The sequence below is a fragment of the Chromobacterium sp. IIBBL 290-4 genome, from assembly GCF_024207115.1.
GTDB lineage: Bacteria > Pseudomonadota > Gammaproteobacteria > Burkholderiales > Chromobacteriaceae > Chromobacterium.
In genome coordinates, this window is record NZ_CP100128.1 from 4,286,894 (window position 1) to 4,300,493 (window position 13,600).

Here is a 13,600-nt window from a genome sequence, read left to right on the forward strand (position 1 = left end):
CCGGCGGCAAGCCGGAGCGCCCGCGCCTAAAATGACAATCACTATCAGGCTCAAGGACCGCATATGCGCCGGTTTTTCGCCAAACGCGCCGGGCGCCCTTTCCGGCTCGTGCCCTACTTTTTCCTGCTGTCGCTCTTGCTGATGGGCTGCGCCACCGCGCTGATGGCCGGCTACCTGCGCCACTACTCCGCCGAGCAATTGCTGAAGCTGGAAAAAAGCCGCGCGGCCTCCTTGGTGGAAATGTTCGAAAACTCGCTCTGGAACGACTTCCGCCCGCTGCTGCCGCTGGCCAATGACGCCAATCGCTTGCAGCAACACGCGCGCCAGGCTCAATTGAGAGAGCGGGTGATCCGCCTGATGCGCGATACCGGCGTGATCAAGCTGAAGGTTTACGCGCTCAACGGCCGCACGCTGTTTTCCACGGACGCAGTCCAGATCGGCGAAGACGAAAGCGATAATGAGGGCTTTCAATCGGCGGCGGCGGGAGCGCCGGCCAGCGAGTTGGCCCACAGCCACAGCATAGACGCCTTCGAACGCACGCTGACCGAACGCGACATCATCTCGACTTACGTGCCCGTCCATGGCCCCGGCGGCAAACCGGAAGGCGTGCTGGAAATCTATCTGGACGCCACGCCCTTCATCGTCGACACCGATGCGCAACTGCGCTGGCTCACTCTGGCCATCTGCGCGCTGATGATCGTGTTATTTGTCGCCCAGATGCTGGTGGTGCGGCACGCCGGCCGCATCATCGATAAACAGGCCAGATCGCTGGAAGACGCCAATCAAGAATTGGACCAACGCGTATCCGAACGCACCCGCGAACTCAGCGAGGCCAATGCCCGCCTGGAGGACGAGGTGATTGAACGCCGCCGCGCCGAGGAAACGCTGGACCGGCTGGCGCATCACGATCCCCTGACTGGCCTGCCCAATCGCCTGATGTTCCAGCAGCAGCTGGCCGAGGCCCTGAGCCGGGCCGCGCAGCGACCGCATGGCCTGGCGCTGCTATTCATCGATCTGGATCGCTTCAAAGATGTCAATGACACACTGGGGCACTATGCCGGCGACCAGTTGCTGACATCGGTGGCCGCCCGCTTCTCCGCTCATGTGCGCCCAGCCGATCTGCTGGCCAGACTGGGCGGCGATGAGTTCATCTGCCTGCTGGACAAGCTGGCCAGCCGCGATGATGCCTCCAGCGTGGCAAACAAACTGTTGGCTCTGTTCGAACAGCCTTTCCTGTTGAATGGCAACGAGATTTATTTGTCCGCCAGCGTGGGCATCAGCTTTGCCGCCCAGGACGGCATGGATGCCGACACGCTGCTGCGCGCCGCGGACTTGGCGATGTATCAGGCGAAAGCAGATGGCCGCAACCGCTGCCTGTGCTATACGCCGCACATGTCCGCCGCGGTAGCGGAGCGAGTGGCGATTGAAAATCAATTGCGCCAAGCGATTGAACGGCGGGAAATCGAAGTGCACTACCAGGCCAAGGTCGACTCTGCCAGCGGCCTCGTCATCGGCGCCGAAGCGCTTGCCAGATGGACATCGCCGACCCTCGGCCCCGTCAGCCCGGCCCGCTTCATTCCGCTGGCGGAAGAGAACGGCCTGATTCTGCCCCTGGGCGCGCTGGTGCTGGAGCAAGCCTGCGCCCAACTCGCCGACTGGCAGCGCGCAGGCTTTGCCCTGCCCGCGCTGTCGGTCAATCTTTCCGTCCGCCAACTGGCGCAAGCCGACCTGCCGATCTTGGTCGGCGAACTGCTTCGCAAACATGAGCTGCAACCGGCCATGCTGGAGCTGGAAATCACCGAAAGCGTCATCATGGCCGCAGACAATGCCGTCGCGGCCTTGAACGCGCTGCGCCGGCTTGGCCTCAAACTATCCATTGACGATTTCGGGACGGGCTACTCATCGCTGGCCTATTTGCGGAACCTGCCTGTCCAAACCCTAAAAATAGACCGAAGCTTTGTGCAAGACATCGGCGCCGGCGGAGAGGCCATCATCCAAACCATCATCTCGCTGGCCAATAGCCTGCATCTGGACACTGTCGCGGAAGGGGTGGAAACGCGCGGGCAGGTCGACTTCCTGGCCAGCGCAGGCTGCGTGGCGATTCAAGGCTATTACTACAGCCGACCAAAAGCCGCGCCAGCCTTCCTTGAGGACTGGCAGAACCGCGCCGCCAACATGCTGACGTAAGCACGTGTGGCCATGGCTATATACCCAAACCAGCTGGAGAATGCGTCTAGGCATGTCCCGAGAGGACAAACCCGGAGGCTAAGCTGGAGTCAGCCATTCGCAACTACGATAAGCGTCCATTACGGCAGGTTCTTGCCCCAACTACAAGCTAGGCGTCGCATCCCAGATGATCATCGGCGCAAACGCCTCTGGAAACTTATCCTGGCCCGCAAGGGTTTGGATAAGCCTCTGGAAACGCTCAAGACCCAGGCAACACCATCGTCAAATTGCACCAGCAGCTCGCACCACGTCGGCCACTCGCAAAGAGATTCAGCAAGCCACCGTCTCTCAGGCCGGGCTGGCCGCTCGCCATAACATCGCCATAGACACCATTCGCAAATGGAAGGGCCGGGAGCCTCAAGGATCGCTCCCACATTGCCCATCGACTGCAAACCACGCGGACGCTGGCCCAAGAGCGCATTGCCGTTGAGCTGCGCAAAATCCTCAAGCCGGGGCGGGATGACTTGCTGGTGGCGATCCGCTAATTTCTGAGCCATGCCGCGCTCCGGGCCAGGCCGACTGAAGCAATTTACGGGAAGACTGGAGACTGGATCTGGCCTTTCCTAGCAGCCAACCAAGGGGTGCGTGACACATACAGAAACTTCATGCCGCCCAAAGCTTGGCAACACAAGACCCGCATCTTTCAACTACGATTCCGGCATTGAAAAAACAAGCCCTCCGGCGATGGAGGGCTTGTCGACAACCAGAGCATCCCAAGAGAGACTCTTTGCCTGAGCGGTGACAAGGTCAAGCCTCTCGCCTAATAGGCGTGGGCCATCTTATCAATAGGACAGATAAGAAGACTGCTTCAAACCGCGGCAGAACTCGGCGAAGTACAGGCTGCGCTCTTCTTGCGACAGATCGCTTTCGCGAGTCTTGGCTTCGTAACGGTTCAGCAGATCTTCCGGCGACAGGTGCACATAACGCAGCATGTCCTCGATGGTGTCATGCTCCTCGATGCCGGAAATTTCCAGCTCGCCGCCATCGCGGACATAGACGTTGACCGAGTCGGTATCGCCGAACAGATTGTGCATGTCGCCCAGGATTTCCTGGTACGCGCCCACCAGGAAAACCGCGATCAGGTATTCCTCGCCATGCTTCACTTCGTGCACCGACATGCTGGATTCGATGCTCTGCTGATCGACATACTGTTTCAGCTTGCCGTCGGAGTCGCAAGTCAGATCCTGCAGCACCGCGCGGCGGGTCGGCTGCTCGTTCAGGCGATGCGCCGGCATGATGGGCAGCACTTGATCGATGGCCCAGGTATCCGGCAGGCTCTGGAATACCGAGAAATTGCAGAAATACTTGTCGGCCAAGCGATCAGTCAGTTCATCGTACACCTGACGCTGCGAGCGCTGGCTGGCTTGCAGCTGAGTATGCAGTCGGCGGCACAGCGCGGCGTGCACGTCTTCGGCCAGCGCCTTTTCCTTCAGCGACAGGCGGCCTTCGGCATACATATCGCTGACTTCCGACACGCAGTGGCTGGCGCGGTAGTAGATTTCGGTGACCAGCTCTTCGTTGTTGAGGTTGGCCAGCTCCAGCAGCTTGCGCAGCGGCAGCGACAGCTCTTCCACATTGGCAACCGGCGCGACGGTATCAGGCAGGCGCTCGACATCAGTCACATTCATCAGCAGCACGGCGTGATGCGCGGTCATGGCGCGGCCGGACTCGGACAGAATGCGCGGATGCGGAATGCCGTTTTCGGCGCAGAACTCGGACAGCATGGACACGATCACATGGGCGTATTCGTCCATGTCGTAGTTGATCGAGCTGTCGTTGCGCGAATGAGTGCCGTCGTAATCGACGCCAAGGCCGCCGCCGACATCGACATGGTCGACCGGCAGGCCAAGCGAACGCAGTTCGGCGAAATAGCGGATAGCTTCGCGGAAGCCCAAACGGTAATCGGCGATATTGGCGATCTGCGAACCCATATGGAAGTGCATCAAGCGCACGCAATCGCCCAAACCGGCGCCGATCAGCTTGTCGGTGGCCGAGATCAGCTGGCCGGCGGACAGGCCGAATTTGCCTTTTTCGCCGCCGGTATCGGACCACTTGCTGGAAGCCAGCGAGGACAGGCGCACGCGCAGGCCGATATTCGGAAGCACTTCCAGCTTGCGGGACTCTTCAATCACCAGATCGACTTCGGATTCCTTCTCGATCACGATGAACACCTGGTGGCCCAGACGTTCGCCGATCAGCGCGAGGCGAATGAATTCACGATCTTTGTAGCCGTTGCAGACGATGGTGCAGCCCTTGGGCGCCAAGGCCAGCACCGCCATCAGTTCCGGCTTGGAGCCGGCTTCCAGACCGATGGACACATCCTGGGTGGCGATGATGCTCTTCACCACCGCCTCCTGCTGGTTGACCTTGATCGGGTAGATAGCGGTGTAGCGGTTGCCGTAGCCTTGCTCCGCAATGGCCTTGTCGAAAGCGCCGCACAGGCGGGTGACGCGATCTTGCAGAATATCGGGGAAGCGGACCAGCAGCGGCAGGTCCAGGCCCTTGCCGCCCAGTTCGCTGGTCAGACGATACAGATCGATTTCTTTTTGCTGGCGCGCGTTGGGACGCACGACGATATTGCCGTTGTCTCCGACGTCGAAATAACCAGCCCCCCAATGCCGGATGCCGTACAGGCTCCGGCTATCAGCCACAGACCAAGCCATGAGTTTTCCTCTCAGAACTTATGATGGATAACCCCGCTCCTTAGTGCACGGCTTTCGGGCTCTACAGCTTTTATGTGGGCCTGGGATGTCGGAGCGAAACAGAGTGAATTGTTAGTTGTTGCATAGCGCAAACGAGCGCGGATTGTAACAACATCTCGCTGATTGACAAGTAAAAATATCAACTCTTTCTCCGTCCGGAACTGCCGCCGCAAAAACCGGAATTTCGTCATGGTTTGCATGCGAAAGATTCAATGCTGTGAAAACAATGAATTGCACGCCGCGAGCCTGTCGCGCCATGACATCCCTATTCTCCGCCGGCCGCTCTCGCGGCTGAAAAAAAATCGCCCCCACCCCATGGATAGACCACATTCGCAACAACGCAAACCCTCGCCAGCCATGGCCGGAAGCGGCTGCGGCGATTACAATCATGCCATCGCCCTCACTTGAGACTTTCGCGCAATGAACGCCAGCCGATACCTGAGACACGCCCTCGCCCCCGAGCTTGATGCCGCCGAATGCTGGCGCCTGCCCAACGGCATGGAGGCGCGCTGGGTAGCGCCTGGCTGCGTGCAAATCGACGCGGCGGACAAAGCTGCAGATTCGGTTCTGCTGTCTTGCGGCGTGCATGGCAACGAAACGGCGCCCATCGAGGTGGCAGACGGCATTCTGGCCGACATCGACGCCGGCAAACTCACATTGAACTGCCGGCTGCTGGTGGTCTTTGCCAACGCGAGCGCCGTCCGGCAAGGCGTGCGCTATCAGCAGTTCGACATGAATCGGCTGTTCAATGGCGCGCACGGCAAACACCCCGAGCTGGAGGAAAGCCACCGCGCCGCGGAACTGGAAGCGCTGGCGACGACATTCTTTTCCGCAGCCGCGGGCCGCAAGCTGCATTACGACTTGCACACGGCGATTCGAGGGTCGGCATTCGAGAAGTTCGCGATCTACCCCTTTCTGCACGAAAGGCGACATGATCGCCAACAATTGGCATGGCTGCAGCATGCCGGCATCGAGGCGGTCCTGCTGCACACGCAAGCAGCCAACACCTTCAGCTACTTCACAAGCAGGCACTGCCAAGCAGAGGCCTTCACACTGGAGCTAGGCAAAGCCAAACCTTTCGGTCAAAACGATTTAAGCCGCTTCAGCGGCATCGACGACGCCCTGCGCCGCCTGCTGAGCCGCCCCGAAGCGGAAACGCCAGCGCTCGACGAGCCATCCCTGCCGCTTTTCCAGGCCAAATACGACCTGATCAAACACAGCGAGGCTTTCAGGCTCAATCTTGCCGACAACGTTGAGAATTTCACCCTGCTGCCTGACGGCATGCTGATCGCAGAAGATGGAGATACCCGCTACCTTGCCGCCGGCGGCCAGGAGCGCATTCTCTTTCCCAACGCTTCGGTCAAGCCCGGCCTTCGCGCCGGGATCATTGTGGAGCCGGCCAAACTGGCCAGCCCACCGCTCCATAAATGAAAAGGGCTGCCGCGGCAGCCCTTTTCAATGGTTCGAATCCGCTCAACCAGAGATGTAATTGAACAGGGACAATTGCGACACCTGCGCATACGTCTTCTGCGTGTATTGCAGCGACGTCTGGGTCAGCGTGAAATTGGAGATGGCCTGCGCCATGTCCACATTCTGCAAATTGCTGATTGCCGTGTTGTATTGCAAATTGAGGCTGGTGCTCATGCCTTGCAGATTGGCGTTCTCTTGCTCCCGCGCGCCGACAGACGACCCGGCCACCGTCATTTGCTGAGAGACATTGGTAAGTTGATTGATGATGCCAGTCAGCTGCGCGTTATAATTGGCTGGAGAAGGGTTCTGCCCAAGCAGATTGTACAGGCTGGCCAAACTGTCAAATGCCGCCGTACCGCTCCCGCCCGGCGTGCCGAAAACAACATTGCCCGGATCGGAAATCGTCATCGTCCGAGATGCGCTCACTTGCACGCTGCGCTGGCCATTATCGCCGTTGTAAGTTGTCACCGGCGGCGAAACGCTCATATTCACGGAAAATGGGGCGGTATTGACCAAGTTCCCGCTAAACAAATAGTTGCCGTTGCCATCTGTCGCATTGGCGTAGCCCGTCAGCTCCGCTATGCCCTCGCCTACAGTCTTTTGAATTTGCTGCAGCTCAGACGGAGACAAAGAGCCGTTGCCGGCATAGATGGCCTGGCTCTTCATCGAGGCCATCAATTTGACCGCATTTTGCACCGCATTGTCAGACAGCGACAGCCAGGAGTCCACAGCCTGGGTATTTTTCCCATATTGATCATTCTGACCGCTAGATGAGGAAAGCAGCTCAATCCGGGTCGCAGCGACGGGATCATCCGCCGGCGTCACCACCCGCTTCCCAGTATCAATCTGCATATTCAGCTGGTTCAAATCCAGCTGCAGCGCCGACATATTATTGACGCCAGCCGAGTACAGCGTGTTTGTACTAATCCGCATGTTCTAACTCCTTCGCCGCATCAGGACAGGGCGTTCAGAATGGTGCTGAACGTGCTCTGAGCAATCTGTATCACCTTGCTGCACGCCTGGTAAGACTGCTGATACTTAATCAAGTTCGCCGCCTCTTGGTCCAGGTTCACGCCGGAAGCATTGGAGTTGTTGGTTTGCGCTTGCTGCAAGGCTGTCTGCGATGTCTGATACTGCAAATTCACCGTACTAGTTGTACTACCCACCGACGCGACCATGGTCGAGTAATAGCCTTGATACGATTGGCCATTAACCAAATTGATATTCTGCTGGGCAGTCAGTTGGCGCAAATTATTGCCATCGCCAGACTGCGCAGTGCTGGTTGCCTGGCCTACGGTGAAAGTCTGGCCATTCGCCGGGTTGCCGGAGAGCTGGAAGCCTATGCCTAAATCCTGAGCCGGATTGGCCGTGGTTTGAATTTTATAGGCATTCGGCAAGTTAGGATCGACCACTACATTATAGGGCCCGCCCGCCGCCGAGCCACCTGCGATGGTGGCCGTCATAGTCACCGGATTGGTGGCGGATGCGCTTATCGTCATATTGGTCATGCCAATCGACGGGTGCGTCGCCGCTGTGGTCAGCACAGGCGGCGTCTGATTCATCTGGGTCGATACGCTGCCCGGAATCGTAGACCAGACACCGCTCATCGTGACGCCTGTGCCGCCCGCCCCGCCCGTCGGCGCAAGATTGGAAGCGCACGCCAGGGCAGTCGGATCGGACATCACCACGGCGAATTGGCCGGCGGCATACTGCGGCTTGCTCGCATACGCGGATAGATCTTGGAAAATCGGCACTGTCGCGCCCGTCGCCACATTGCCCTTCAAGTCCATGCCTACCGAGTTCTGGTAGTTCATCGCCGCGGAAAAGTTGATCGCCAGCGAGCCCAATTGATTTTGGGTCTGAGACAACTGGCCGTCGCGGAAATTAAGCAAACCGGTCAGCTGCCCGCCATTGAACAGATTATCAGGCAGCGGCGTAAGCGTATTATTGGGGCCGGCAAGATTGAGCAGATAATTGCTCGGATTATTGGGGTCTTGCTGTGTTTGCAGGGCGTAAGTGCTGGTCCCGACCACCAAAGGCTGGCCGCCGGCGATGCTGATATTGTAAGACCCATCGCTATTTTTCGAGACCGAGGCGCCCACCAGCTGATTCAGCTGCGTGACGGCCTGGTCGCGCTGATCCAGCAGCGTATTCGGCTGCGAGCCGTTAGGGTTCCCGCCTGTAGCCGCGCCGATTTGCTGATTCAAGGCGGCGATTTGCTGCGCAATCGAATTGATGCTCTGGGCTGTGCTCTGAATTTGGCCATTCACGCCCTGCTGGATCTGCACCAATTGCGAATTCATCGACGTCATCGTCGTAGCCAGGTTTTGCGCCATGCCCAGAACGGTCTGGCGGCTGGACACCGAGTTAGGCTGCTGCGTCAGCGTCTGCATCGCGCTGAAAAAATTCTGGATCGCAGGACTCACGCTTTGCGTGGTGTTCTGGATCATATTGGAAATTTGCTGCAACTGCTGATATTGAGTCGAGTAGTTGCTGTTGGCCGCCTGGGTGGTTTGCACCTGGCTGGTCAAATACTGGTTGTAGGTACGCAGCACACTGGTGGCGTCGACGCCCTGGCCAAGATAGCCAAAACCCGCGTTAACCGGCGTGCGGGATGCCTGCGTCATGTACTCGGCATTGTAACCGGCAGTATTGACATTGGATATATTGTTGCCGGTTATGGATAGGGCATTCTGAGCGGCATTCAAACCGCTCAAGCCGATACTAAATACATCCGCGCCGATGATAGACATGATTAAGCTCCCTCAACCTTTATCGACCGCCCCCGCCAAACCTTGATCAGGTCCTGGCCACTTGCTGCGCCAAACTGGCCGCCACATCCACCAGCTTGCGCGCGTAGCGCGGGTCAGTTGCATAACCGCCGCTCTGCAACCCTTGGGCGAAACCATACATGTTCTGCCCTTGGTTCAGAACGTTCTTGTAACGAGGAGAGGATTTGAGCACCTTGGCATAGTCGGCAAACGCTTCCGCGTATGATCCATATGAGCGGAATGTCTCCTGCCTTTTCTGCGCCACGCCGCCCACATATTCAGTGGTCATCACCGTCGTGGTTTTACCCTGCCAATCGCCGCCAGCCTTGATGCCGAATAAGTTATGGCTATCCGATCCATCCGGATTGCGGATGGCGCGCTTGCCCCAACCGCTCTCCAGGGCCGCGTGCGCCACGACGCACTCCGGCGCCACCCCCAACTGCTGAGCGGCGGTGCGGGCATGCGGCAACAAATTGCCGGCAAAGCTTTTACCTCCGCCAAGCAGCGAAGACTCCGCCCCGACCGCCCCAGATGTCGGCTGGCCGGCGCCGTAGGCCTGCAAAGCTTTCGCCCCATTGGGATGAACCATCAATGCAGGACCATGCGACGCCAAGCCGACGCCTCCGCCCGCCCCATCTGCGGCAAAGCCGGATTGCTTGGCGATCTGGCGATAAATCATATCACCCAAACCCATGCCGCCCCGCGCGCACATGCCTTGGATCATCTGCTGGTCCGACATGCTCTGAAAGGTGTCCATGCTATTGGACTCCTCGCTCTCATCGAACTTGGTCGCCCGCATGGACTTCAGCATGGTGTTCATCAACAGGGCCTCAAACTGCGACGCGACCTCGCGCGCGGCAGCCTTGGGATCGCCACTCGCCTTGGCTTTCAGCTTTTGCGTATTGACTGGATCGATCGCCAGCTGACGGCTAAGCGCGTCGGCCGGCAGCAGGCCCTGAAATTTCGCGGTCATTTCCTAACTCCTCGACCCATCACCAGCAAAAATCGTGCCATGTTAGATGATCTGCAAATCTGCCTTGAGCGAACCCGCGGATTTCATGGCCTGCAAGATGGAAATCAGGTCTTGGGGCGTCGCGCCCAAGGCATTCAGCGCATTGACCACCTGGGATAGATTGGCGCCGCCTTTGAGGCCCACCACCTTGCCGCTAGTGCTGTTGATGGTGATGTCGGCTTGATTGGTCACCGTCGTCTTGCCTCCCGACAAGGCATTCGGCTGGCTGACTTGCGGTGTGTTGTTGATGGTTACCGACAGATTGCCGTGCGACACCGCGCAGGAGCCCAGCGTCACCGCCTGATTCATCACAATGGACCCGGTGCGGGCATTAATGATCACCAGAGGGGAAACATCTGCCGGATCGACGGCAATATTTTCCATCCGGGACAAAAACTGCACGCGCTGATTGCTATCAAACGGCGCTCTAACCTCAATCAAACGACCATCCACCGCGCGCGCCGTATCCGGGCCAAAAGTCTTGTTGATCGCCTGAACCGCTCGATTGGCCGTGGTGAAGTCCGCCTCCTGCAACTCCAGATGGATGAATTCTCCATCGCCCAAGGCCGTTTGGACCTCGCGCTCAACCGTCGCGCCCGCTGGAATGCGCCCCACGCTGAGCTGATTGATCTGAGTAGAACTCCCGCCCGCGGAGGCGCCGGCGCCGCCGACCACCACATTACCCTGCGCCATGGCGTAAATCTGACCATCCGCGCCCTTCAGCGGCGACATCAGCAAAGTGCCGCCGCGCAGGCTCTTGGCGTCGCCTATCGACGAAACCGTGACATCCACCATCTGCCCGCGCTTGGCGAAAGGCGGGAGCGTGGACGTCAAGGTGACTGCGGCCACATTCTTGGGATCGATCTTGGTTCCCGGCGGAACTTGCACACCCAGCTGGTTCAGCATATTGATCATCGCCTGCCCGGTGAACGGCGACGAGGTCACCTTGTCGCCGCTGCCGTCCAAGCCCACCACCAAGCCGTAACCGATCAGCTGATTGGGACGAACCCCGCCGATATTGGCCAGATCCTTCAAGCGCTGCGCCGACCAGGCCGGCAAAGCGGCCAGCACCAAGCTGGCCATTACAATCCATTTTTTCATGCTACGTCCTCGCCGCCGTCAAATCGGCATCAGCGACATAAAGAAACGAGACAACCAGCCGGGCTCGTTATACAGGCGATTATTGCCCTTGGTTTGCTGCTCGATGCGCGCATCCGAGAGCTTGAGCGAAGAAACGGTGCGATCAGACCCGATATCGCGCGGATTCAGCACGCCGGAAAGCCGGATAGACTCGGTATCGCTGTTGATGCGCACCTGCTTCTCTCCGCTCACCACCAGATTGCCGTTAGCCAGCACATCAATCACCGTCACGGTAATGGAGCTGATAAAGGTGGTGGCGACCTGGCTATTGCCTTTGCCGGTATTGTTAGCCGAGCCGTTCGCATTGTAATTGGTGCCGCCCAAACCGCTGGCCAAGCCGCCCGGAAGGAAGGGCAACTGCAAACCCGCCGTGATGTTGGAGGTCTGCGAGGAGGAGCGGGTATTGGTGGTCTGCTCGGACTGCGAAGTGGAAGAGTTTTCCTGGATGGTGATTTGCACGGTATCCCCCACCTGCACCGGCATCGCATCCTGGAACATCGGCCGATAGCTGGCAGCCTGGAAAATCGCCCCGTTAGCCGGCAAGGCGACCGGGCGCGGCTGCGGGCGGGCCGTTGTGGGCGTCTGCACCAGCGGAGGCTCCTGCACGGCGCAACCGCCCAACAGCGCCAACGCCGACACCGCGACCACCAGATTCGTTTTCATACGCCCTCCTCGTCGAGCCGCCATCTTGGCGACCCGCTCATTACATATTGCTCAACTTCTGCAGCATCTGATCGGCTGTCGTCACCGCCCTGGAGTTCATCTCGAAAGAACGCTGAGCCGTGATCATATTGACAAGCTCTTCCGTCACATTCACGTTGGAAGATTCCAGAAAACCCGATTGTATGGACCCGCGATCATCCGTCTGCGGATTGCCATCCTGAGGATCGCCGGAGGCTGCCGTTTGCAAGTACAGATTGCTGCCGACGCTTTGCAAACCTTGCGGATTGATGAAGGTCGTCAACAAAATCGTTCCCGCCGTCTGGGGCGCGGGATTGCCCGACAAGGTGTACTGCACTACGCCGGCAGCGGAAACCGTGATCTGCTGCGCCGTCGTGGGGATATTGATGTTCGGATTCAGCGGCAAGCCATCCGGATTGACGACATTGCCGTTCGAATCTCTTTGAAACTGGCCATTGCGAGAATAGGCCGTGGTGCCATCCGCCTGCAGCAAGCGGAAAAAACCATCGCCTTGGATCTGCAGATCCAAGGGCTGCGTTGTCTGTTGGGCAGGTCCTTGCGTGAAGATGCGGCTTGACGCCACCGCCGCCGCGCCAGTCCCCACCTGCAGACCGGTGGGGTTGGTATTGCCATTGGCCAATTGCCCGCCCGGCTGGCGCAATGTCTGATAATACAAATCCTCAAACACGCCGCGATTCTTCTTGAAACCTATCGTGTTTACGTTGGCCAAGTTGTTGGACACCACATCCAGCTGAAACTGGCTGGCATCCATGCCCGTCTTGGCGATATACAGTGCGCGCATCATAGCGAGTTACCTTTTTATTTTTTCAGCGACGCCATCAACTCATGGACAGCAATTGCGCAGCCTGTTGATCGTTTTGCTGCGTGGTCTGCATCATTTTGATATTCAATTCATACTGCCGGCCGTGGGAAATCATTTGCACCAGCGACTCCACCGAATTGACATTGGACGACTCCAGCGTCTCCGGGACCAACTTGACATCGGCGCTAGCCGGCAGCGTACCGCCCGCATTGGGATGAAACAAGCGATCTTCACCCTTGTAAACATCTTTGGGCCCCGGATTCACCATCTTGATCTGCCCCACCAGCTGCGGGGTGCGATTGTTGCCGCTTTGCGGGATGGCCAAGACCGAGCCATCCGCGCCTAATTGCACTTGCGATCCTACCGGCACGGTAATGGGACCGCCATCGCCCAAAATCGTCAACCCGCCCTGGGTTTTCATCAGGCCGTTAGGGTCCAGCACAAAGCCGCCGTCCCGAGTGTAAGCCTCTTGGCCATCCGGCCCTTGAACCGCAAAAAAACCCGGTGAGCCCAAGGCGAAATCAGAAGGGTTGCCAGTATGCTGCAAACTGCCCTGGCTGGCATCGAAACCAATAGTGTTGTCGACAACATAGGTACGCGTAGGCGCGCCATCGCCCACCACGGGCAAAGCGCGATAGGCCGCCAAGTCCGCCTTGAAACCATTGGTATTGACGTTGGCCAAGTTATTGGCGGTGGTGGCTTGCTGCCACATTTCATGCTTGGCGCCTGTCATCGCCAAAAACAGCACTCGATCCATAGCTCAGCTCGACCTCAG

11 protein-coding genes are annotated in these 13,600 nt (G+C 58.6%); 2 read left to right on the forward strand and 9 right to left on the reverse strand.

Annotated elements, in window-relative coordinates; all coding sequences use genetic code 11:
* The first annotated feature begins 63 nt into the window (after positions 1 to 63).
* Positions 64 to 2,187 carry a putative bifunctional diguanylate cyclase/phosphodiesterase gene (locus tag NKT35_RS20170; RefSeq protein WP_254296500.1) on the forward strand — a complete coding sequence of 708 codons (2,124 nt, stop codon included), beginning with the start codon at positions 64 to 66 and terminating at the stop codon, positions 2,185 to 2,187.
* An 821-nt stretch (positions 2,188 to 3,008) separates the two neighbouring features.
* Here NKT35_RS20170 and speA read toward each other — a convergent pair.
* Together speA and NKT35_RS20180 are read right to left on the reverse strand one after the other, a co-directional pair.
* Positions 3,009 to 4,889 carry an arginine decarboxylase gene (gene speA / locus NKT35_RS20175; protein ID WP_254296503.1) on the reverse strand — a complete coding sequence of 627 codons (1,881 nt, stop codon included), beginning with the start codon at positions 4,887 to 4,889 and terminating at the stop codon, positions 3,009 to 3,011.
* A 111-nt stretch (positions 4,890 to 5,000) separates the two neighbouring features.
* Positions 5,001 to 5,318, reverse strand: coding sequence for a hypothetical protein (locus NKT35_RS20180; protein ID WP_254296505.1), 318 nt, complete (start codon positions 5,316 to 5,318; stop codon positions 5,001 to 5,003).
* 30 nt (positions 5,319 to 5,348) lie between these two features.
* On the opposite strand from NKT35_RS20180, the gene astE reads away from it, so the two are divergent.
* The gene (gene astE / locus NKT35_RS20185; protein WP_254296507.1) at positions 5,349 to 6,359 is read left to right on the forward strand and encodes a succinylglutamate desuccinylase; all 1,011 of its coding nucleotides are present in this window, start codon (positions 5,349 to 5,351) and stop codon (positions 6,357 to 6,359) included.
* 42 nt (positions 6,360 to 6,401) lie between these two features.
* Here the strand turns inward: astE and flgL are convergent, their stop codons facing one another.
* Genes flgL through NKT35_RS20220 form a run of 7 tightly spaced genes read right to left on the reverse strand, consistent with a single transcriptional unit; the run spans position 6,402 to position 13,582 of the window.
* A complete protein-coding gene (gene flgL, locus NKT35_RS20190) occupies positions 6,402 to 7,331 on the reverse strand; it encodes a flagellar hook-associated protein FlgL (protein WP_254296509.1) in 930 nt (309 codons plus the stop codon).
* A gap of 20 nt (positions 7,332 to 7,351) precedes the next feature.
* On the reverse strand, positions 7,352 to 9,151 hold the full coding sequence (flgK, locus tag NKT35_RS20195) for a flagellar hook-associated protein FlgK (RefSeq protein ID WP_254296513.1): 1,800 nt from the start codon (positions 9,149 to 9,151) through the stop codon (positions 7,352 to 7,354).
* A 46-nt stretch (positions 9,152 to 9,197) separates the two neighbouring features.
* Entirely contained in the window at positions 9,198 to 10,142 is a 945-nt protein-coding gene (gene flgJ, locus NKT35_RS20200) for a flagellar assembly peptidoglycan hydrolase FlgJ (RefSeq protein WP_254296516.1), read from the reverse strand.
* A gap of 42 nt (positions 10,143 to 10,184) precedes the next feature.
* Positions 10,185 to 11,282: a flagellar basal body P-ring protein FlgI gene (locus NKT35_RS20205; protein ID WP_254296518.1), complete on the reverse strand. Its 1,098-nt coding sequence runs from the start codon at positions 11,280 to 11,282 to the stop codon at positions 10,185 to 10,187.
* 18 nt (positions 11,283 to 11,300) lie between these two features.
* Positions 11,301 to 11,984, reverse strand: a complete 684-nt coding sequence (locus NKT35_RS20210) for a flagellar basal body L-ring protein FlgH (RefSeq protein ID WP_254296521.1) — start codon at positions 11,982 to 11,984, stop codon at positions 11,301 to 11,303.
* Positions 11,985 to 12,024: 40 nt separating this feature from the next.
* A complete protein-coding gene (gene flgG, locus NKT35_RS20215; RefSeq protein ID WP_254296523.1) occupies positions 12,025 to 12,807 on the reverse strand; it encodes a flagellar basal-body rod protein FlgG in 783 nt (260 codons plus the stop codon).
* A 34-nt stretch (positions 12,808 to 12,841) separates the two neighbouring features.
* Positions 12,842 to 13,582, reverse strand: a complete 741-nt coding sequence (locus NKT35_RS20220) for a flagellar basal body rod protein FlgF (protein ID WP_254296525.1) — start codon at positions 13,580 to 13,582, stop codon at positions 12,842 to 12,844.
* Positions 13,583 to 13,600: the final 18 nt, after the last annotated feature.